This is a genomic window from Saliphagus sp. GCM10025317 (assembly GCF_042663665.1).
Lineage (GTDB): Archaea > Halobacteriota > Halobacteria > Halobacteriales > Natrialbaceae > Natronosalvus.
The window spans coordinates 21,750-43,063 of sequence record NZ_JBHTAQ010000005.1; the positions used below are offsets into that span (position 1 = coordinate 21,750).

Sequence of the window (21,314 nt, forward strand, 5' to 3'; positions counted from 1 at the left end):
ATGTCACTCGCTCACTTTCCTGTAGCTTCCCGTCGCTCGCCAGCCGCTACTGGCAGCGTAAACGAGAACGTCGCTCCCTCGCCTGGCTCTGACTCGACCCAGATGTCCCCGCCGTGGCGCTCAACGATCCGCTCACACAGTGCGAGTCCGATACCGGTCCCGTCGTACTCGCCGTGGGTGTGAAGGCGCTGGAACACCTCGAAGATGCAGTCCTGATTATCAGTATCGATGCCGATGCCCTCGTCGCGGACCGACACGATCCACTCGGCCCCATCGCGTTCGGCCGAGGCGTGGATCCGGGGCTTCTCGTCGCCACTGTAGGTGATCGCGTTCTCCAGCAGGTTCTGAAACACCTGGCGGAGCTGGGTGGCATCACCCTCGACGCGAGGGAGGTCGTCGGCGGTAATCTCGGCGTCGCTCCCCGCGATCTGGATCCGAAGATCCGCCAGTACGTCGTCGAACACGGCATCGAGGTCGATGCGTTCCAGCGGATCACCTTGCGTCTCGACCCGCGAATAGGCGAGCAACCCGTCGATCATCTCGCGCATGCGGTTGGCTCCGTCCACCGCAAACTCGAGGAACTCTTCGCCGTCCTCGTCGAGCGCGTTCTCGTACCGTCGTTCGAGCAGCTGAAGGTAAGTCGAGACCATCCGGAGCGGTTCCTGGAGGTCGTGGGAGGCGGCGTAGGCGAACTGCTCGAGCCGTTCGTTCGACGCTTCGAGTCGCTCGATCACCTCTTCTAACCGTTTCTCGCGCTGTTTGCGTTCAGTAATATCCTGGACGGCTCCGCGGAGGAGGCCGCCTTATTATCGACGACCTCCGGGACGCCCTGCAGCCGCAGCCACCGTATGTCCCCGCTGTTCGTACGAATCCGTGCCTCCACGTCGAAGGGGTCGCCCGAGACGAGCGCGTTCTCGACGGCATCCTCGACGATCCCCTGGTCGTCCTCGTGATACATGTCGAGGGCGTCCTCCAGCGGCGGTTCCTCGTCCGCGTCCACTTCCAGAAGCTCGAAGATGTGGTCGGTCCAGAACACGTCCTTCGTTTCCGGGTTGATCTCCCAGCCGCCGACGTCCGCGATGCGTTCGGTTTTCTCGAGTAAATCGAGCGTCCGTTCGAGTTCACGTTCACGCTCGATCTGTTCGGTAATGTCGCGCGTCAACGCAAGTTGGGACGTCGTCCCGTCGGGGCGATGCAGCGGCGCCGCGTGCGTTTCCATGTGCCGGCGCGTGCCGTCTGCCCGATGATGTCGAACTCGGACGCCTCGTTCGCCCCGACAGATCCGCTCGTTGAACTCGCGGAACGTCTCGCGGTGTTCGGGGGCGATCAGCCCGTAGACAGATTCGCCGATCACCGCCGATTCCGAGTCGGCCTCCACCATGTCGAGCCCGGCGGGGTTCATCTGGAGCAGGGTGCCGTCGGCGGCAACGGTCTTTATGCACTCGGGCGCGGTCTCGATGAGTGCACTCAGATACTCTGTGCGCTCGCGCAGTTCCTGCTCGCGCTGGCGGCGCTCGAGTTCGTATTTCACCCACTGCCCCATCAGGTGCTGAAACGTCCGTTCGGCCTCAGAAAACGCGTCCGCTCTCGGTTCGGTCGAAACAAACCAGAACGTCCGGTTACTGTCGTCCTCGAATTCGAGGTACGTTCCGAGGTACGTCCGCACACCGAACTGGTCGTAGCACAGTTTGCCTTCGAACCCATCGCTCACAGGAGCGGTAATCGCACAGGTTCCCCCCTCGTCCGCAGGCACACGGCAGTACGTTTCGGAGAGAGGATACGAGTCGCCCGGAACGAGGTGTTCGTGCTCCCCGTTCGTGATCTCCACCTCGAAGTGATCAGTGTCCGGTTCAGCGACGGCGATCCCGCCGAGTTCCATATCGAAGCGTTCACAGCCAAGATCGAGCAAGTCCTGGAGTTTCTCCTCGAACGCCCGATCGGGATCGGAGGTTATCTCGTACAATTGCCGCTGGGCCCGTTCCCACTTCCTGCGCTCGCTATTGTCGCGGACCACCGCGAGCAGGACCGGACGGCCGTTGTGTTCCATCCGAGACGCAGAGATCTCCGCCGGAATCTGGCCCCGGTTCTTGGTGCGACAGGTAAGTTCATCAGTCCACCCAGTGCCGTCTTCGAACACCCCTTCGACAAATTCCCGGAACGCGTCGAGTTCGTTGGGGTGTACGTCGGAGGGAGCGAGGGCCACCAATTCGTCGTACGTATAGCCGAGCATCTCGGTTGCGGCCCGGTTCGCGTCGACGATCTCGTCCGCTTCGGGGTCAACGATGAGGATGCCGTCGTGACTACTCTCGAAAACTCGCTCCAGGTATTCTTGTCGTTCCGTTAACGCCGTCTTCACCTCCGTCCGCTCTTGCAGCGTCTGCATCATGCGATCGACCTTCGCCTCCATCTTCTCGGAGCCGAAGAACTTCTCGGGTGGTGTGTAGTAGAAGTTCTGTGAGACGGTGCTGTCGGAGACGATGTGCGGATGTGTCTTGATAACGTCGTGGATGACTGCCGCCGGGAACCTCTCTCGGTTGTACTGGCACATGACGGCGTAGTCTTCGTCCTGGTAGAGGGAATTGAGCACGGCCTCGTACTCGACCAGTTCGTCTGCACTCGTGTCTCCCTCCAGTGCCCACGTCATCTCGGCGGCCGCTCTGAGTCCCGTATAGCCATCTTCGTCTTTCGCCTGTTCGAGCGACTCCTCCCAGAATTCCAGCATGGTGGTCTGATCGAACTCGCCGGTCCGGTAGTAGGTGTCCGCTGGTGTGAGGACGGAGAGCGCACCCGATTCGAGGGCGGCGTTCACGTCGATGCCGTCGTCCCGCATCGCCTCCACGACTTCTTCCCTGGAGTTGTCGTCGGCGACGTACAGACACTGTTCGCCACGTTCGAGTCCCTCGGAGATGAACGGAATCGCAGATGCAAATTGGTCTGCAGGGCGCTCGTAGATGAGTGCAAAATGGTCGTTCGAGTGGTCGTGGTTGTTCTCGGGCTCGACCGGCCCACGAAACTCCGAGTGCTGATGCAGCGCCCCCGGCCCACCCTCGCGGTCCGGTTCTCGCTGTCGCGTACCGCGCTCGACCTGGTTACTCACTAAATCAGGTTATTCGCGGAGATTCTTAACTCTGGTCCCCAATTAGACCAGGTGATCGATGGATCACCTACTATTTTAGCAAATGCTGGTTTCGCGTCACCCAGAGCGCCGACACCGGGGACACGTCTCCACGAATCCGTTCTCGTCACCGTGGGTTCGACGGTAATCGATCGAGACCGGGCGACCGCAGCGCAGACAGGTACTCGACTCCGGTGTAAAGTCCATACTCGAGGCTCCGTGGAGCGTGAGAATAGCGCTGTGGGTGGGTATGCAAGGTGGTTCGCGAGCGCTACGAGTGGGCGGTGTGTCGCAAGTATCGCAAACGCGTTACGACAGCTCGCGAACCATCACGATTGCGTCCTCACCATCGTCGTAGTACCGCGGCACCCGCCGCAGCGGGTCGAAGCCGAACCGATCGTAGAGGCGTTTCGCCCCGTCGTTCGATTCTCGGACCTCGAGTTTGACCGAGTGAGCGCCCTGGCTCGCGAGGACGGCGAGCGACCGACCCAGCAGCGCCGAGCCGATACCCGAGCCGCGCCAGTCGGGATGGACGGCGACGTCCTTGACGTGGCCGATGTCGCGGCCGTAGTTCGGCGTCACGTCCGAAACGACGTACCCGGCGACCCGCCCGTCGTCGGTTTCGGCGACCAGAAACCCGGGCTCGCCCAGAAACTGGGTGAACGCATCGTAGGGCCACGGCTGGGGAAACGACGTGTTCTCGATCTGCACGACCGCGAGCAGGTCGGCCCGCTCGGCCTGGCGGATCGTCACGCCGTCTCGAGTCCGCGTCGACTCGGTCGGGGTCGTCACAGGAGGGAGTATCGACGTGAGGGTAAAATAAGTACGCGACCGTTCAGCCGGTTTCGCTGGCTTCGGATTGACCGTCGTTCTCGTTTTCGTTCTCGCTTTCGCTCTCGTCCTCGTCGTTCGCATCTTCCGTGCCGCCGTACTGCGTCTGTTCCTCCTTCGAGAGTTCGCTTCCTTCGTCGTCGGATTCGGACTCGCTCTCGTCTCGGGATCCGGATTCGTTCTCGTCGTCGACCATACGTATCAGGCCGGGATCGCTCCCATATCGAACTCCTCGGTGAGCGTCTTCAGCTCCTCGAGGGCGTCCTGTTCCTCCCGGAGGTTCTCCTCGAGCAGGTCGGCCGCGTCGCCCATGTCCATCTGGGCTGCCAGCGGGATCAGGTTGCCGTAGGCCGCGATTTCGTAGTGTTCGGTCTTCTCGGCGGCCGCCATGTTGTGGTAGTCGAGGACTTCCTGGCTGGGGTCGGTCTCGAGGAACTCCTCGTACTCCTCGATCAGCCCTTCGATGCCCTTACACTCTTCCTTCTCGGGCGGCTCGCCGAAAGCGTCGAACACCTCCTCGAGGCGGTCGATGTGCGTCTGGGTCTCTTCGCGGTGTTCGGCGAAGGCGTTCGCGATCTCCTCGCGTTCCGTGTGCTCCTCGAGGTCTTCCAACGCGTCGAGTAGCTGGTGCTCGGCGTGGTAGATGTCCTCGAGGCCGTGCTCGAACAGGTCCTGGATCGTTTCGGTCATGGAACCACCAGGTCGGACTCCGCCGGGCAGGGACAAACGTCGTCAGCCTGCGATGGCAGGCGGGTTACTCGGACGGTGATTCCGTACTCGAACTCGAACTCGAGCCCGAATCCGTATCCGCAGCCGCCTCGACGCGCCCAGCATGATTCTCCAGGTCGGCCGCCAGCGCCCGCGCCTGCTCGGACGTCAGGCGCACTTCCTCCATGTGCGCCGGCAGGTGCGTCTCGGACATGTTGTCCACCTCGAGTTGCAGTTTGACGTGATCGGGCTGTCTCCGGGCAGCGGTCGCGTCCACCACCGCGTCTCGCTCGTCCTCGAAGTCGTGCCCTGTCACGACCGCGTCCGTGAGGTCCAACGTCGTGTGCGCGGTGACGCGCATGAGTCGGTCGGCCATGGGCTCAGTCGTCCGATGGAATCGGCGATCCGTCGGGCGTCGCCGGCGCGGGACTCTCGTCCAGGGCGTCCTGGTCGGCGTATGGGTACCAGGTCCGCTTGGTGTTGTGCATGTACGGATCCTCGTAGTCGGTCTCCTCGGGTTCGATAAGGTCGGCCAGTTCGTCGTCGTCACGCGCGGCGACGAACTCGCGGAAGCTCTCCTGGCCCTCCCGACGGGCCTCGAAGTTCTCAAGCAGGTTCGCGATCGCACCCGGCACCTCGTCGACGGGGATTCGCTCGCCGACCCAGGAGGCGAACTGCGGATTCTCGCCGAGGCCGCCACCAAGGCCGATGTCGAGCGCCTCGACCGGCTCGCCGTCCTTACGGGTCTTCATCCCCCGCAGGGAGACGTCGGCGATCTGGGGCTGGGCGCACGACGCGGTACACCCCGAGAGGTGAATGTGGAAGTCGTCGACGCCCTCGGGCAGGTCGGCGTTCTCGACCAGCCAGCGCGAGAATCGGACCTGGCGGTTCTTCGTCTCGACGATCGAGAGCGAGCAGAACTCGGTCCCGGTACAAGCGATCGAGCCGCGCTGAAACGGATGCGGATCCGGGCTGTAGGTCTCGAGCAAGGGCTCCGCGAGCAGGTCGTCCAGATTCTCGTCGGGGACGTCCGTGAAAACGACGTTCTGGCGCTGGGTGAGACGAACCTCGCCGGAACCGTACTCGTCGGCGATGTCGGCCAGCTCGAGGGCGTCGTCGGCGCCGATCCGGCCGACGAGGACGTTCAACCCGACGTACGAATTGCCGTCCGGTTGGTCGTGAACGCCGACGTGGTCGTGTTTCCCGGCGGCCTCGCCGGCGTTGTAGGAGTACGACGAGCGCAGGTCCTCGCCTGCGCTCTCGAGGTCGAAGTCGACGTACTCCTCCTGGAGGACGTCGCGAACCTTCTCGGGCCCCCACTCGTCGACGAGGAACTTCATCCGGGCGGCGTAGCGGTTCTCGCGGTTGCCGTAGTCCCGGAACAGGCCCGAGATGCCGCCGGCGACCTCGACCGCCTGTTCGGGCGTGACGAAGACGTCGATGTCGCGGGCGAAGCGGGGCTCGTTGCGAGCGAGGCCACCGCCGACGCGGACGTTGTAGCCGGTCACCGTCTCGCCGTCGATTTCCTTCTCGGCCGGTTCGAACGCGAGGTCGTTGATGTCGCCCTGCCCACAGCCCTCGTCGCAGCCGGTGACCGCCACCTTCCACTTCCGCGGAAGGTTCGAGTGCGCCTCGTTTCGCTTGAACGTGTCGTGGAGGTCGTCGGCCAGCGCACCGGCGTCGACGTGTTCGTGCTCGTCCTTCCCGGCGACCGGACAGCCGACGATGTTCCGCCAGGAGTCCCCACACGCCTGCACCGCCGATAGGCCGACGTCCTCGAGTCGGTCGAAGATCGCGGGGACGTCCTCGAGGTTGATCCAGTGGAGCTGGACGGCCTGACGGGTCGTCACGTCGAGCCAGCCGTTGCCGAATTCAGGATTGGCGGCGGGCCCGTTCGAGTACTCTTTGGCGAGTTCGGCCAGAACGCGAAACTGTCCCGGCTCGAGGACTCCGCTCGGCGGACCGACCCGGAGCATGAAATAGGACTCCTGGCCGGCGCGCTGGTGGTATAGCCCGTACCACTTGAAGCGCTCGAACCAGGCGTCGTGTTCGTCCTCGGGAATCGACTCCCACCCCGACGCAGCGAACTCCTTGATCGCCTCCCTGATATCGGTTCCGTACAGTTCGTCTTTCCAGTTCTCGACGTCGCTTGGCATCTGCACCGGGCTACGCGGACCACCTACAAGGCCCCGGCCGTGGCGTCAGTTCTCCCCGCCTCTCGCCCCTTCCGGCGGTATTTGCCGGCCCGATTCGACCGCTCCGCCAGACGACTGCTCGAGCGTCGCCTGGACGGCCGACGCCTCGTACCGTTCGAACTCGCCGTCGACGACCCGGCCGACCGGCAGGCCCTCGAGCGATGAGTGACGGCCGCACTCGAGACACCGGCCGACCGCCCCCGCAACTACGCTGGTGCCGTCCACGCCGACGTCCGTGAACCCCTCGAGGAGAACGTACGCCGGTTCGCACCGACAGAATCGACCGCGAGCGAGGGTCCAGACGTCGCTCGCGCCGACCGTTCGGGAGTCGTTGACGCTGATCCACGCCCCGTCGTCGAGGGTACGCAACGAGATGACCATGCCCTCGCTTCGGGTGGCAGCCACCTTCGTCCATCGGCCCGTGCAATGCTTCGCCGTTGTCGTGACGGCGAATTCGACGGGAATCGCCAGCATGCGTCGCCGTCTTTCGTTTCAGCCCGTCAGAGATACCAGCAATCGTTACCCGAGAACGGGAGCCGGGGTATCGCTTGCACCCGAAGCCGTACTTAAGCGATGGCCGACCATACGGAGGAGTATGCCCGACGATCCGTCACGGTCACACGACCGCTCATCACGCCGCCAGCCCTCCGAACGCAGGGTACGGAGTCGCCAGCACGTCTCCGCCGACGTGGCTCCGGAATTGCACCTCCCTCCTATCGGATCCGGCGCGTCGCGATCGGTACCGAACGACGATCCAACGGAGGACACACGATGACGAATGCGTCACCCGACGGACGCCAGCTGGACGAATCCGACGACAGCAACGGCAACGAAGGAGACGTCAGCGACCGAGCCACCCCGGAGGCTACTCCCGGTGAGGACGACACGGCCCACCTCGAGGACGTCGACGTCGGCGCTGGCTGTACGGAAATCTGGGAGCACCTCGCCGAGCGACGCGAAGAGTAGCGAGGAGGCCCCAGATGCACCCCTCGACGAACCACAGCGGACCGTCTGAAACGCTTTTTAGGCACGTCGCCCCTATCAGCGGTACATGACCGACGACCACACCGGAGACCGCCGAACTCGAGACGGCGACCCCGGGAACGAGCCTCCGATCCCGACGGATCGAAAATCGCCAGTCGGCGCACCGGTCATCCGGGGCGACGAATCGATCACGGGAACCCACGCTCGCCGGGCCGTCCAGTTCGACCCCGACGACCCGGACAGTCTCGCACTCGCGGCCGAAACCGTCGCCCAGTTCGCCACCGGGTCCGTCGACGAGGACCACCTCTACATGCTCCGCGGCGCCGCAGCCTGTGCCGCGCTCGTTCGCGGCGAGGGATCGTACAAAACCGCCGCCGAGCGAGCGAGCGCCCACCTCAAGGGCGACGAGACGGTCACGGTTTCGTTCATCCGCAAGTGGGCCCGCGTCCACGACCTCCCCCGATCGGTTCGTCGACAGGTCGCCCTCGGCGAAATCGCCCCCTCCGCCGCCAAACACATCGCCCGCGTCGGCGGCGAGGATCGACTCTTGCTCGCCTGGGCCGTCCTCGACGGCGACCTCACCGTCCGCGACGTCCGCCAGGTCGCCAGTCAGGTCAACGACGGGGCCTCGATCGAGCGCGCACTCGACGACTGCGACGTCACCCTCGGCCGCCTCGAACTCACCCTCCCGGCGTCGGCCTACCGCGACCTCCGGCGACGAGCCTCACTCGAGGGCGTCGATCCAGGAACGATCGTTGCGGACGCACTCGAGAACGCACTCGAGTAGCATCGGGAAAGCGTCACAATCCCATCACTGCGACAGGTACGCCCGCGCCGTCTCTGCCAGCACCGCCCCTGCCTCGAGCACCTCGTCCCACTCAATCGTCTCCTCCGGGAAGTGTGCCTGGTTGATGCTCCCCGGCCCGAACAGGACTGTCGGAATCCCCGCCTCGACGTAGTGTCGATTGTCGGCCCCGTAGGTCGCCCCGCGCGGTTCGATTGCCTCGGCGTCGAATCCGCGCGCCGCCATCGCGTTCTGGAGCGCCGAAACCACCGGTTCGTCCGCCGCGATTTCAGCCGGTTCGAACTGTACCGAGAACCGTTCGATCGTTGGCCCGCTGACCCCCGCCGGCCAGGACGGATTGTCCGACAGCGACTCGAGGCGGCTTCGGAGCGCGTGTTCGACGTCCGTCACCGTCTCCCCGGGGGCGACGCCGACCCGAACCTCCGCCGTCAGTTCGTCCGGGACCGAGGACGCCCACCGCCCCGCCTCGACTCGCCCGATACAGATCGGCCACGGAATCGGGAACTCGTCGTACAACGGATGGGAGATGGCCTCGCTTCGTTCCCGTTCGAACGCCTCGCACTCCTCGCGAACGCGCTCGAACGCCGGCAACACCGACGCTCCCCGCCACCGCGTCGCCGCGTGTGCCGACCGGCCCTCGAGGCCGATCCGGATCATCAGGCTTCCCTCGACCGCCGCCACCGGACGCAACTCCGTCGGTTCCGCGACAATCGCCGCGTCTCGCTCGAACGGATAGGGATTTTCGAGTGCTGCCGTGGCTGCACCGATCCCGCCCTCCTCCTCGCCGGCGACGCTCTCGACGACGATCCGACCGTTCAGGTTGGGGTCGTGGTCAGTATTCGTAGCGACCTCTGCCAGGTGACGCGCCGCAAACACGCACACCCCCAGCCCCGACTTCATGTCCGCCGCACCCCTGGCCGTCAGGCGACCGTCGCGCCACCGGGGCTCGAACGGATCACCCTCCCACCCCGACCCCGTAGGGACGACGTCGACATGCCCGTTCAACACCAGCGTCGGCCCCGCGTCAGGATCTCCGAACTCGAAAACTCCGGCAACGCTCGGCCGATCCGCCGTCTCGATGTCGTCAGGGTCGTCCGGGAACGACGGATGCTCGGCTAGAACGGCCGGGTCAGCCTCCCAGGTGTAGGTCCGAAAGCCCGCCGCCTCGAGTTCCTCGCGCAGCCACACCTGGGCCGGCTTCTCGTTTCCTGCAGTCGTCTCGAACGAACAGCACGTGTCGACGAACTCCCGAAGGTCGTCGTCCCAGATGCGGAAATTCATGTGCGAGACCACGTCGGACCCCGATATAATACCGTGGGAGAAAGAAACGTTTAACCACGCGTCCCCGAAAGAGGAGAGTACGGGGCCGGTAGCTCAGTTCGGCAGAGCGTCTGGCTTTTAACCAGACGGTCGCGTGTTCAAATCGCGCCCGGCCCGCTTTTGCCACGAGCACATTCGTGAGTGGCAAAACGGCCCTGCGATTTGAACGCAGGGAGAGCGCAGTCTCGCGAACGAAGTGAACGAGGAAGCGATCGACCGTGTGTTCAAATCGCGCCTGGCCCCTTGCTCCGAGCAGAACCGCGAGGAGCAACGCGATCATACAGCGATCTGAAAGAGACCAGAAAGGCACAGCGAAGCGAGCATTTCTGGGCGTGGTTCACAATCGCACCCGTCTCGCTTTCCTGCCGCGAACACGTTCGTGAGCAGCGAGTTCAGATCAATCCACGTCAGCGACACGAGCGTTCCTCGAGTGTCGAACCGCACCGAACCACACTGAACCGCATCGGACCGCATCGAACCGCACCGAACGAGCCGCAGTTGCCACTCGAGAACGGCCAAAGACTACAGACACCGCAAACCGAAAACCGATAACCGAAAACACACCGATACCAACCACACTGACGAAACGGCACGCGAACCGTGGTCGTCTATAAGTTCGAGCCCTCAGCCTCGCAGCGGCATGAACGCCAACCCGGCCAGCAACACGATCGCGATCACCGACAGTCCGATCGCCCACCAGAACCCGTGGATTCGCTCGTTGTGCTCATCGACTGCCTGGTGTTGAGCCTGGAAACTCTCGACGTCCTCGGTCAGGTAAACGACGTCCTCGCTTGGGAAGTGAACGCCGTAGGGCGTCTGCTCGATCATCACTTCCTCGTTGTGGGAGAGCGATACCTCCGTGACATCCTCACCGGTGTACTCGACGGTCACCTCGTCCGTCTCGATTGTCGTCACCTCAGCGTCAACCTGTTCTTCCATCTCGGATTCGTAGAAGGTCACCTCATCTCCAACCGCGTACTCCTGGGTGTCGATATCGTCAACCTCCGTAACGTGGCGAACGACCTCTTGGCCGTCCTCTTCGACGATCACGTAGACGCCGTCGGGTCGCTCGAGGAACGTGTACTCCTCGGAATCGACCGATTCGATCAGCAAGAACGTCTCCGGTTGGGCCTCGCTTTCGTTTCCGTCACCACCGTCGGCACTCTCGTTTCCGTCACCCTCTCCTGGCGGCGCGTAAATGTAGACGGAATACTCCGTCCCCTCTTCCTCGAACTGAACCGTATCGCCATCGTCCCAGGCGTCACCATTTGCAGCGCTCGCACCGGACCACGCCACGTCAGTTGGAACGGAATCGTTGACGTATTCCAACGTCCCCGTTCCAGCAGCCCCGTCCAGCTCGGACACGTTGTACGTCCGATCCTCGATCGTTATCTCGTCACCCTGCTCGAGTTGGTAGTCCGCATCGGCTTCGTCGATCGTCACCTGCGGTGATTCCGCGGTCGCGATAACGGCGTACGCGCCCGCAGCGACCACCATAAACAGGACGGCGTAGACGATCCCTGCGCGTAATTGCATGTATGAGGCGTTGTCCGCGCGTCGTATAACGGTTACTAAGTTCTCGAAAGAGTGGAGCCAGGGATCGCATTCGCTCGAGCCGAGCCTGGTCGAGATCGACCGCGATTGACTGGTACTCGACGATTTGAAGGTGGCTCCAGGAATTGAAACCGACGCGCTCGAAGGGAGGAGATGAAGCGGTCTAAAGGGACCGGATCAGGGTACAAAACGTGAAAGAGCCAAGGGCCGGATTTGAACCGGCGATGGGTTGCTCTGCAGGCAACTGCGTTCGGCCGAACTCTGCCACCTTGGCGCGCTCGGATGTAGCCACCGCGTTCGTTTAAGCGTAGCGGTACGATTTGCCCGCTGTAAAGACGAAAACCCCACGAGCGCAGTCGCTCGTGAGGGTTGAATAGTGTATGAGTGGGTCGGCGGCGAGCCGGGTTCCCAGCGGGTCTCCCACGCCAGTACTGGCCGAAACGCGGGCGGGCTTAACTGCCGTGTTCGGGATGGGTACGGGTGGTGCCCCGCCGCTCTGGCCGCCGTAATGCCGACTCGCGGAGTCGAACCGCGACAGTACCAGGGTCGGTTACGGTGTCTAAGGTTCTCTGGTCGGTTGTGACCGTGTTGTACGTGTAGTCCAATTAGCGCCTGGACCCGTTCTTACGGGTTGATCCATGCGAAATGAATGGTGGCTTGATCTGTTAGTGCTCGCGGGCTCAACACCTCGTTGCCTCGGTGCGTACACCCCGAGTCTATCGAACTCGTCTTCTACGAGTGATCTCGGTGGCATCTCTTTTTCGGGTGGGTTTCGAGCTTAGATGCGTTCAGCTCTTACCCCGTGGTGCGTCGCTGCCCGGCACGTGCCCTCTCGGACAGCCGGTACACGAGTGGCACCCATTCGGAGTTCCTCTCGTACTATACGAACGTTCCCGTCAGATACCGTAGCACCCCCAATAGATAGCAGCCGACCTGTCTCACGACGGTCTAAACCCAGCTCACGACCTCCTTTAATAGGCGAACAACCTCACCCTTGCCTGCTTCTGCACAGGCAGGATGGAGGGAACCGACATCGAGGTAGCAAGCCACCCGGTCGATATGTGCTCTTGCGGGTGACGACTCTGTTATCCCTAAGGTAGCTTTTCTGTCAGCAATTGCCCGCATTGGGCGGGCTAATTGGTTCGCTAGACCACGCTTTCGCGTCAGCGTCCGTTGTTGTGCCGGACACTGTCAGGCTTCCGTATGCTCTTGCGCTCTTTCTCGGGTCTCCGACCCGAGTGAGGAAACCTTGGGGCGCGCTCGATATCTTTTCAAGCGCGTACCGCCCCAGTCAAACTGCCCGGCTACCAGTGTCCTCCGCCAGGAGTGAGAGTCGCAGTCACCATCGGGTAGTATTTCAGTGATGCCTCGGTGGCCCGCTAGCGCGGGTACCTGTGTAACGGCTCCTACCTATGCTGCACAATGGCGACCACGTCTCAGTGACAGCCTGCAGTAAAGCTCTATAGGGTCTTCGCTTCCCCTTGGGGGTCTCCAGACTCCGCACTGGAATGTACAGTTCACCGGGCCCAACGTTGGGACAGTGGCGCTCTCATTGATCCATTCATGCAAGCCGCTACTAAAGCGGCAAGGTACTACGCTACCTTAAGAGGGTCATAGTTACCCCCGCCGTTAACAGGTCCTTCGTCCCCTTGTACGGGGTGTTCAGATACCTGCACTGGGCAGGATTCAGTGACCGTACGAGTCCTTACGGATTTGCGGTCACCTGTGTTGTTACTAGACAGTTGGAGCGCCCGAGTCACTGCGACCTGCCACTTTCCGTGGCAGGCATCCCTTATTGCGAACGTACGGGACTAACTTGCCGAATTCCCTAACGTCGGTTGCTCCCGACAGACCTTGGCTTTCGCCGCCACGAGTACCTGTGTCGGATCTCGGTACGGACAGTGTGCTTGCCTTTTCACGGGCTCTGGGTTGACCTCTCTTGCGTTATCCAGCCATTCGACCGCTTCGTGCCATTACGGCTTCCACGGTCTTGGACTGTTCACCCGGGCGAAAGCCCGGGAGGCGGCCCCAAAGCGTCGGCTTTGAGTGCACACTGGCATAGGAATATTAACCTATTTCCCTTTTGTCAGCTTCGAATTGCGGGCTGACTTAGGACCGGCTAACCCTCGCTGATTAGCATTGCTGAGGAACCCTTACTCGTTCGGCCGTCGGGGTTCTCACCCGACTAACGCTGCTACTATGACCAGAATTTTCGTTACTGCACGGTCCACACGAAATCTCTTCCGTGCTTCCACCCGAACAGTACGCCAACCTACGGAATCGTGCTGTGACGCACGTCGCTGGTCTCGGTGATGGACTTGAGCCCCGATCATTTTCGGCGCCGCAAACCTCGGCCGGTAAGCTGTTACGCTTTTCTTAGAGGGTAGCTGCTTCTAAGCTCACCTCCCGGCTGTCAGGGCTTGCGACCACCTTCGATCGCACTTAGTCCATACTTGGGGACCTTAACCCAGCTCTGGGTTGTCTCCCTCACGGTACACAGGCTTACCCCGCGCACCGGACTCCCCGCGTCGACGGCGTTCGTAGGTTCGGAGTTGGACAGGGGGCGAACTCCTCTCGGAGTCCGGTCCCCCAATCCGTCGCTCTACCCCACGAACTACCTCGGCGGAGGTCATGCTTCGACATGTTTCGGTTGGAACCAGCTGTTTCCGGATTCGATGGGCCTTTCACCCTAGACATAGGTCACGCGAGGGTATTGTAGGACACCAACGCTAGCGGGCCTCCACGTGGCTTTCGCCACGCTTCACCCTGCCCATGCCTAGATCATCCGGTTTCGGGTCGTGCCCGCCTGACTCCCCGCGCTTGAACACGGTGACCCTGGTCGTAAGACTGCGGTCATATCGGTTTCCCTCTGCCTTCCCCGATACTCGGGTTAGACTCGTCAGACAGGCACACTCTCTGGTTCGTTTTTCAAAACGTACGACGGAACACCGGCTTCCCTCTCGGCTTACTACAGGTTCGCACCTGGTTCATTGTGAGAGGGACCTTGTATGCCCCGTCGCTCTATCGCCAACTGAGTTCACGCCCTATTGCACCTCCCTTTTTGGGGTGCTTTTCAGCGTTCGCTCACGCTACTTGTTCGCTATCGGTCTCGAGGAGTGTTTAGTCTTCGCGGTCAATGCCCGCGGGATTCACGAGGGATTTCCAACCCCCGCTACTCTGGAGCTGACTCCCATCGTACTGATCGACGGTACGGGACTGTCACCCTGTTTCGTACCCTATTCCAAGGGATTTCTCGTCGATGGTCGGATGTTGCAGGTCAGTCCGAACACCACATTGCCCGTGAGGGCTTCGGTTTGGACTGTGTCGGGTTCACTCGCCGTTACTAACGACATCGCGGTTTGCTTTCTTTTCCTGTCGATACTAAGATGTTTCAATTCTCGACGTTCCCCATTGCGCTAAGCAATTGCAAGAGGATTCCTATTCGGAGATCCCAAGTTCTTCCCCTCCGTGCGGGTCCCTTGGGCTTATCGCAGCTTGGCACGTCCGTCATCGGCTCTCGAGCCGAGCGATCCACCAGTTGGCACAGTAGCCACGTTCTTTCGGATCGGTGCTGCACAGAATGCAGCGGTTGTGACCCGGGAACGGGTCCAGTGGACGCCTGGACTACACGTACATACGGTCTTCATCTGCCACCAGTAGACGGCTGGTGGCATCGACCCTTCCCACCCACGCTTGCGCGGGGTGGTGCATCGGTTCATTCGGGATCAGACGCCGTACTCAAAGAGTACAGCATCGTCACCCGAGAGATGGACCCACAGGGATTCGAACCCTGGGCATCCTCCTTGCAAAGGAGGCACTCTACCACTGAGCTATGGGCCCACCCCCTCTCGGGGGCACAACGTTAGCCTTGGTAGTTCAAAGGTGCTCGCTCGGCCGATCGAGCGGTCGGTGAACGGACCGCGTGTGGGCTGGGGCGTCGCCCCAGTCCCGGTCTGTGGAGGTGATCCAGCCGCAGATTCCCCTACGGCTACCTTGTTACGACTTAAGCCCCTTGCGAAGCCCAGATTCGACCGGCGTTACGCCGGCCTCATCCGGACCTCACTCGGGTGCTTTGACGGGCGGTGTGTGCAAGGAGCAGGGACGTATTCACCGCGCCCTTCTGAGGCGCGATTACTACCGAATCCAGCTTCATGCGGGTGAGTTTCAACCCGCAATCCGAACTACGATCGAGTTTAGGAGATTAGCGTCGCCTCTCGGCGTAGCATCCCACTGTCTCGACCATTGTAGCCCGCGTGTAGCCCAGCACATTCGGGGCATACTGACCTACCGTTGCCCGTTCCTTCCTCCAGTTTGGCACTGGCAGTCCTCCTAATGTACCCAACCACCACAAGGGTGTTGCTGGCAATTAGGAGTGCGGGTCTCGCTCGTTGCCTGACTTAACAGGACGCCTCACGGTACGAGCTGACGGCGGCCATGCACCTCCTCTCAGTAGCTCCACTAAGCTCATCACACTGAGCTTCACAGCATACTGTCGGTGCTGGTGAGATGTCCGGCGTTGAGTCCAATTAAACCGCAGGCTCCTCCGGTTGTAGTGCTCCCCCGCCAATTCCTTTAAGTTTCATCCTTGCGGACGTACTTCCCAGGCGGTCTGCTTCACGGCTTCCCTACGGCACAACGCTGGCTCGTAGCCAGCGTCACACCTAGCAGACATCGTTTACGGCTCGGACTACCCGGGTATCTAATCCGGTTCGTGACCCGAGCTTTCGTCCCTCACTGTCGGATCCGTCTTCCTGAGGCGCTTTCGCCACCGGTGGTCCGTCCAGGATTACGGGATTTCACTCCTACCCCAGACGTACCCCTCAGGTCTTCCGGTCCCTAGCCGAACAGTTTCCGCCGGACGTCTACTCGTTAAGCGAGTAGATTTCCCGACGGACTTGTACGGCCAGCTACGGACGCTTTAGGCCCAATAATAGCGGTCATCACTTGGGCTGCCGGTATTACCGCGGCGGCTGGCACCGGTCTTGCCCAGCCCTTATTCGTGTACCACCTTACGGTACACAAAAGCGAGGACTATATGCCCTCGCACTTGGAGTCCCCTTATCGCACTGTCGTGCAGTGTAAAGGTTTCGCGCCTGCTGCGCCCCGTAGGGCCCGGAATCTTGTCTCAGATTCCGTCTCCGGGCTCTTGCTCTCACAACCCGTACCGATTATCGGCACGGTGGGCCGTTACCCCACCGTCTACCTAATCGGCCGCAGCCACATCCTGTCGCGCCTGAGCATTTCGAGCTCGAGCCAGTTCCAGGCATCGAGCCGTATGGGCTATTAGCCTCAGTTTCCCGAGGTTATCGCCCTCAACAGGGTAGTTTGGCCACGTGTTACTGAGCTATCTGCCACGAGTCTGAACTCGTGCGACTAGCATGGCTAAATCGGACTCCAATAGCAATGACCTCCGGCAGGATCAACCGGAATGCTATCCCTCCAGCAGAGCTGGAGGAGTTGGCGGTGAATGTAGGTACACACTCACACTAAATGGGTCCGTTCGGTGACCAACCTCGATAAACCGATCGAGCGTCACCGAACTACCAAGGCTAACATCAGATCCCATCTGTACGGCGGACCGCAGGGGTGAGATCCTCATTTCCTTCGGACTACATTGTAGGTCGTCCGGGGTACATAACCCCTTCGAACCGAGTCCGAGATGATGGAGCGAGTTGAACGCCCCATCGATCACGCGTTCTTTGCGTTTGCATCCGAGTGCCCTCGTTTACTTAAGGGCGTCGGATCGGATCGAAGCCGGCGAAGCCGACCTCGTTCACATCCAATCCGAGTAGCCTTACACACTTAAGGGCATCGGATCGCGGCCCGGCCGGAAATCGCATCCGGCGAGGCGTTCGCGTTCCAATCTGAACGCCCCTAAGTATATAAGGCCGTTGGATCGGTGTGGCCGGCGAGGCCGACCACGGTTGCGTCCAATCCGAATTGGCTTACACACTTAAGGTCGTCGGATCGGTTCGACGCCCGGTGTAAGGGTGGAATGCAGTGCCAACCTCCGTGCCGGGAAACGGCCAGAGGGGACGTGGCCGCGTGGGCCACGTCGTTTGCATTCTATTCGAGGAGAGGGTTAGTATATAAGGCCGTCGAACCGATAGCTCCGTGGGAACTCGCTACCATGGCACGGTTTTTCACCGACCACGGGTGCTCTAGGAACGTCAAAATGATAATAAATGTATCCCCTGATTCGGGGGCAGGTCCGTCGAACGGCGCGGCTGCTCGTCGAGTGGTGTCTCGCGGGCGGAGATCGATCGGTCATCCCTCCCTGGCAGGTGGGGTCAGATCGAGTGGTACCCGCGTACGTTGTAGGTCGTGCGTGCACGCGTAAGAAGACGTTGACATACGTTGTACAGCGGGAGCGAGAGCGAGAGAGCTATGGCCACGAAGCCGAACGCCTAGGTATATGCGCGAGCGAGCGACCAGGCGGCGGGTTCTCGAGGGAATCGGACTCGTGGCGACCGCGGGACTATCGGGGTGTCTCTTCGGACGCGGTGACGACGACGACTACTACGAGGGCGAATCGTTCGTCGCCGAGGACGACGAGCCCCATTTCGATGGACACCTCGACGGGATCGATCATCCGGGAACCGTCGACTGGACGGAGGCCAGCGAGGAAGAGCTGGTCGTCGCGGTCGGCACCGGTCGCGAGGGGATGGGATACGCCCCGCGGGCTGTTCGCGTCGAGGCTGGCTCGACGGTCACCTGGGAGTGGACGGGTGCGGGCGGTCGACACGACGTGGTCGATACCGACGATGCGTTCGACAGCGGCGAGCACCACGGCGAGGGGGAGACGTTCTCGTTCACGTTCGACGAGCCGGGTGTCTACACCTACTACTGCACCCCTCACCACCACCGGGGGATGAAGGGGGCACTCGAGATCGTCGAGTCTGAAACCGGCGATTGAACGAGGCAGCGCTCGAGTGTGTACGTATAGAGCAGGAACGAATTCTGGTGGTCCGTCCGTCGGTCCGTTCGTTGGTTCGTCGGTCCTACCGGTTCAGCGTGTGGATCGCGTGTCCGAGCGCGTTCTCGGCGGCTTCCATCACGGCCTCCGAGAGCGTCGGGTGGGTGTGAATCGTGGCCGCGACGTCCTCGAGGGTGGCTCCGAGTTCGATGGCGAGACCGAGTTCGGCGATCAGTTCGGAGGCCTCGGGGCCGACGATCTGGGCGCCCAGAACGAACCCGGCGTCCTCGTCGGCGACGATCTTGACGAAGCCGTCGGTGTGGCCCGTGGTGAGCGCACGGCCGCTGGCCTGGAACGGGAACTTCCCGGCGACCGTCTCAAAGCCCATCTCCTCGGCCTCCATCTCGGTCATACCGACGGTACCGATTTCGGGGTCGGTGAAGACGGCCGCGGGCATCGCCTGGTAGTCGAGCGCCGAGGGTTCGCCGGCGATGACCTCGGCGGCGACCTGGCCCTCCTTGCTGCCGGCGTGGGCGAGCATCGGTTCGCCGGCGACGTCGCCGACGGCGAAGATGTGTTCGACGTTCGTCCGGCCGCGGTCGTCAGTCGGGATGAAGCCCCGTTCGTCGGTTTCGATGCCGGCGGCCTCGAGTTCGAGCGTGTCGGAGACGGGTGCGCGGCCGACGGCCACGAGGACCTTCTCGGCGTCGATCTCGAGCGTGTCCTCGCCGTCTTCGGAGGCGGCCTCGACGCGAATGCCGTTGCCGTGCTCGCTCCAGCGGGAGGCCCCGTAGCCGAAGTGGAAGTCGATCCCGAGGTCCTTCGCGCGCTTTTTGACCGGGCGGGCGAGGTCGGGGTCGAAGCCGTTGAGCGCTTCGTCGAGCATCTCGACGACCGTCACGTCGGTGCCGAGTTTCGCGAAGACGGTCGCGAGTTCCATCCCGATGTAGCCGGCGCCGACGACGATCAGGGAGTCGGGGACCGAATCGAGCGCGAGCGCCTGCCGCGAGTTGAGTACGGGCTCGTCGTCGTAGGAGAAGTTCGGGATCTCGATCGGGCGAGAGCCGGTGGCGACGATTGCGTGTTCGAAGTCGATGGATTCGCTGCCCTGCCCCTCGCCGCCGTGGGAGACGCGGACCGTGTTCTCGCCGTCGAAGTGGGCGACGCCCTCCATGAGGTTGACCCCGTTGGCCTTACAGAGCTTCTCGACGCCGCTGGTCAGTTGATCGACGACGCCGTCCTTCCAGGAGACCATTCCCTCGAGGTCGATGGCCGGGTCGGCGTGGATGCCCATCTCCTCAGCGTTGCCGGCCTCGTGGGCCAGGTCGCTGGCGGTAATGAGCGCCTTCGAGGGGATACAGCCGTGGTTGAGGCAGGTTCCCCCGTAGGCCTCCTTCTCGACGAGCGTGACGTCGAGGTCGAGTTGGCCGGCCCGAATCGCGGCCACGTAGCCTGCTGGGCCCGCGCCGATGACGAGTACGTCCGTTCCAGTCGAAATGTCTCCGACGACCATTATGCTAGAGCAAATCCAATCGAGATATAAAAACGGGCAGGTATTGCGCCGACCGACACGCGGCTCGTCCCTTCGATCGAGACGGCGTCAGTCGACTCGAGTGGCGTCGTACCCGCGCGATTCGATCGCGTCGAGGACCTCCCTGGCGTGCTCGCGGCCGCTGGTGACGACCTGAAAGACGAGGTAGGCCTCCCCCACTCGAAGATTGCCGACGGCCCGGTCGTGACGGACCGTCCGGATGTTCGCCCCGAGGTCCGAGATCACGCCCGAGATTTCCTCCATCTTGCCGGGCTGATCGGCGATGCGGACGCGCAGTCGCAACAGCTGGTCGCGGTCGGTCAGCGCGTGCTCCAGGACCGTCTGGAGCATGGAGATGTCGATGTTGCCGCCGCCGAGCACCGGAACGACGGTCTCGCCGCTGACGTCGAGGTCGGGAGAGAGCAGGGCCGCGACCGAGGCCGCCCCGGCCCCTCGACGAGTTGTTTGGCTCGCTCCAGGAGGACGAGCGTGCTCTGGGCAATCTGGTCGTCGGTGACGGTGACGACCTCGTCGACGTGCTCGCGGATGATCTCGAAGGTGAGTTCCGAGATGCCGCCCGTGGCGATCCCGTCGGCGATGGTGGTCGGATCGTCGATCCCCTGTGGGAAGCCCTTGTCGAGGCTCTCGGGCACCGTCGCGGCGGAATCCGCCTGCACGCCGACGACGCGGATTTCGGGGTCGAGGCCGGCGAGCGCGGTAGCAATGCCGCCGATCATGCCGCCGCCGCCGATCGGCACAATGACGGTATCGACCTCAGGGAGCGCCTCGTGGATCTCGAGTCCCAGCGTCCCCTGTCCGGCGACGATGTCGGGGTCGTCGTAGGCGTGGACGAAGCCAACGTTCTCGGCTTCGGTGAGCGTCTTCGCGTGGGCCATCGCCGCCTGGAAGTCGTTGCCGTGGAGTTCGACCTCGCCGCCGTAGCTCCGGGTGGCGTTGACCTTCGCCTGCGGGGCGTTCTTCGGCATGACGATGGTCGACTCGAGGCCCGTCTTGGTCGCGGCGAGGGCCACCCCTTGGGCGTGGTTGCCCGCGCTGGCGGCGACGACGCGGTCGACGGTTCCTTCCTCGGCCACCTGGACGAGCTTGTTGTAGGCGCCTCGCGTCTTGAACGAGCCAGTTCGCTGGAGGTGTTCCATCTTCAGGAACACCGTCGCGTCGGCCATTCCGCTCAGCGATCGGTTTGACTCGAGCGGTGTCTTGCGGACGACCGATTCGTCGTCGAAGCGTTCCCGGGCCGCCAGCACGTCTTCGAAGCGGACCTCGACCATATCGGTAAAATCGTTGCGTTTCGCGCAGTATTTCACCTTCGGTTTCGCCCGTCGCCTTCCGGAACC

At 62.5% G+C, this 21,314-nt stretch carries 14 protein-coding genes, 3 tRNA genes, 3 rRNA genes and 2 pseudogenes; 4 read left to right on the plus strand and 18 right to left on the minus strand.

The annotated features are described in order from the left end of the window. Nucleotides 1-11: 11 nt before the first annotated feature. From ACFQS4_RS02275 to ACFQS4_RS02315, 9 genes and pseudogenes are all read right to left on the minus strand, one after another. A pseudogene (locus ACFQS4_RS02275) lies at nucleotides 12-776 on the minus strand (sensor histidine kinase); the annotation flags it as partial. Continuing rightward, the gene (locus tag ACFQS4_RS02280; protein WP_497902103.1) at nucleotides 740-3,097 is read right to left on the minus strand and encodes an MEDS domain-containing protein; all 2,358 of its coding nucleotides are present in this window, start codon (nucleotides 3,095-3,097) and stop codon (nucleotides 740-742) included. The pseudogene ACFQS4_RS02275 and the gene ACFQS4_RS02280, both read right to left, overlap by 37 nt. A 96-nt stretch (nucleotides 3,098-3,193) precedes the next feature. Continuing rightward, on the minus strand, nucleotides 3,194-3,322 hold the full coding sequence (locus ACFQS4_RS02285; RefSeq protein ID WP_497902104.1) for a DUF7563 family protein: 129 nt from the start codon (nucleotides 3,320-3,322) through the stop codon (nucleotides 3,194-3,196). Between the two features lie 102 nt (nucleotides 3,323-3,424). Continuing rightward, nucleotides 3,425-3,907: a ribosomal protein S18-alanine N-acetyltransferase gene (gene rimI, locus ACFQS4_RS02290; RefSeq protein ID WP_497902105.1), complete on the minus strand. Its 483-nt coding sequence runs from the start codon at nucleotides 3,905-3,907 to the stop codon at nucleotides 3,425-3,427. 43 nt (nucleotides 3,908-3,950) lie between these two features. Further along, nucleotides 3,951-4,142 (minus strand): hypothetical protein, encoded by a 192-nt coding sequence (locus ACFQS4_RS02295; protein ID WP_497902106.1) that lies wholly within the window; start codon nucleotides 4,140-4,142, stop codon nucleotides 3,951-3,953. Between the two features lie 5 nt (nucleotides 4,143-4,147). After that, the gene (locus ACFQS4_RS02300; protein WP_497902107.1) at nucleotides 4,148-4,636 is read right to left on the minus strand and encodes a DUF892 family protein; all 489 of its coding nucleotides are present in this window, start codon (nucleotides 4,634-4,636) and stop codon (nucleotides 4,148-4,150) included. Nucleotides 4,637-4,700: 64 nt separating this feature from the next. Next, on the minus strand, nucleotides 4,701-5,030 hold the full coding sequence (locus tag ACFQS4_RS02305; protein ID WP_497902108.1) for a DUF6360 family protein: 330 nt from the start codon (nucleotides 5,028-5,030) through the stop codon (nucleotides 4,701-4,703). 4 nt (nucleotides 5,031-5,034) lie between these two features. Then, nucleotides 5,035-6,810, minus strand: a complete 1,776-nt coding sequence (locus ACFQS4_RS02310) for a nitrite/sulfite reductase (protein ID WP_497902109.1) — start codon at nucleotides 6,808-6,810, stop codon at nucleotides 5,035-5,037. Nucleotides 6,811-6,855: 45 nt separating this feature from the next. Next, nucleotides 6,856-7,230, minus strand: a complete 375-nt coding sequence (locus ACFQS4_RS02315) for a DUF8134 family protein (protein ID WP_497903207.1) — start codon at nucleotides 7,228-7,230, stop codon at nucleotides 6,856-6,858. A gap of 390 nt (nucleotides 7,231-7,620) precedes the next feature. Here ACFQS4_RS02315 and ACFQS4_RS02320 point away from each other — a divergent pair, with 390 nt between their 5' ends. Continuing rightward, a complete protein-coding gene (locus ACFQS4_RS02320) occupies nucleotides 7,621-7,815 on the plus strand; it encodes a DUF8595 family protein (protein ID WP_497902110.1) in 195 nt (64 codons plus the stop codon). A gap of 85 nt (nucleotides 7,816-7,900) precedes the next feature. Further along, a complete protein-coding gene (locus tag ACFQS4_RS02325) occupies nucleotides 7,901-8,620 on the plus strand; it encodes a DUF7119 family protein (RefSeq protein ID WP_497902111.1) in 720 nt (239 codons plus the stop codon). A 24-nt stretch (nucleotides 8,621-8,644) separates the two neighbouring features. Here ACFQS4_RS02325 and ACFQS4_RS02330 read toward each other — a convergent pair whose 3' ends face one another. After that, nucleotides 8,645-9,919 (minus strand): M20/M25/M40 family metallo-hydrolase, encoded by a 1,275-nt coding sequence (locus ACFQS4_RS02330; RefSeq protein ID WP_497902112.1) that lies wholly within the window; start codon nucleotides 9,917-9,919, stop codon nucleotides 8,645-8,647. A gap of 82 nt (nucleotides 9,920-10,001) precedes the next feature. Here ACFQS4_RS02330 and ACFQS4_RS02335 point away from each other — a divergent pair. Further along, nucleotides 10,002-10,075 (plus strand) — tRNA-Lys (locus ACFQS4_RS02335). A 507-nt stretch (nucleotides 10,076-10,582) separates the two neighbouring features. Here the strand turns inward: ACFQS4_RS02335 and ACFQS4_RS02340 are convergent. The 6 genes from ACFQS4_RS02340 to ACFQS4_RS02365 all read right to left on the minus strand — a co-directional run bounded on the left by ACFQS4_RS02340 (nucleotide 10,583) and on the right by ACFQS4_RS02365 (nucleotide 16,942). Beyond that, a complete protein-coding gene (locus ACFQS4_RS02340; protein WP_497902113.1) occupies nucleotides 10,583-11,494 on the minus strand; it encodes a DUF8231 family protein in 912 nt (303 codons plus the stop codon). A 216-nt stretch (nucleotides 11,495-11,710) separates the two neighbouring features. Further along, a tRNA-Cys gene (locus ACFQS4_RS02345) sits at nucleotides 11,711-11,786 on the minus strand. Between the two features lie 113 nt (nucleotides 11,787-11,899). Further along, nucleotides 11,900-12,020, minus strand: a 5S ribosomal RNA gene (gene rrf / locus ACFQS4_RS02350). A gap of 139 nt (nucleotides 12,021-12,159) precedes the next feature. After that, a 23S ribosomal RNA gene (locus ACFQS4_RS02355) occupies nucleotides 12,160-15,071 on the minus strand. Between the two features lie 209 nt (nucleotides 15,072-15,280). After that, nucleotides 15,281-15,352: transfer RNA gene (locus tag ACFQS4_RS02360), tRNA-Ala, on the minus strand. 116 nt (nucleotides 15,353-15,468) lie between these two features. Next, a 16S ribosomal RNA gene (locus ACFQS4_RS02365) occupies nucleotides 15,469-16,942 on the minus strand. The 16S, 23S and 5S rRNA genes sit together here with 2 tRNA genes alongside, the layout of an rRNA operon. 985 nt (nucleotides 16,943-17,927) lie before the next feature. Here ACFQS4_RS02365 and ACFQS4_RS02370 point away from each other — a divergent pair. Further along, nucleotides 17,928-18,428 carry a halocyanin domain-containing protein gene (locus ACFQS4_RS02370; protein ID WP_497902114.1) on the plus strand — a complete coding sequence of 167 codons (501 nt, stop codon included), beginning with the start codon at nucleotides 17,928-17,930 and terminating at the stop codon, nucleotides 18,426-18,428. Nucleotides 18,429-18,513: 85 nt separating this feature from the next. Here the strand turns inward: ACFQS4_RS02370 and lpdA are convergent, their stop codons facing one another. Next, nucleotides 18,514-19,941 carry a dihydrolipoyl dehydrogenase gene (gene lpdA, locus ACFQS4_RS02375; protein ID WP_497902115.1) on the minus strand — a complete coding sequence of 476 codons (1,428 nt, stop codon included), beginning with the start codon at nucleotides 19,939-19,941 and terminating at the stop codon, nucleotides 18,514-18,516. A gap of 87 nt (nucleotides 19,942-20,028) precedes the next feature. Then, nucleotides 20,029-21,248: pseudogene (gene ilvA / locus ACFQS4_RS02380) on the minus strand (threonine ammonia-lyase). Nucleotides 21,249-21,314 lie beyond the last annotated feature (66 nt).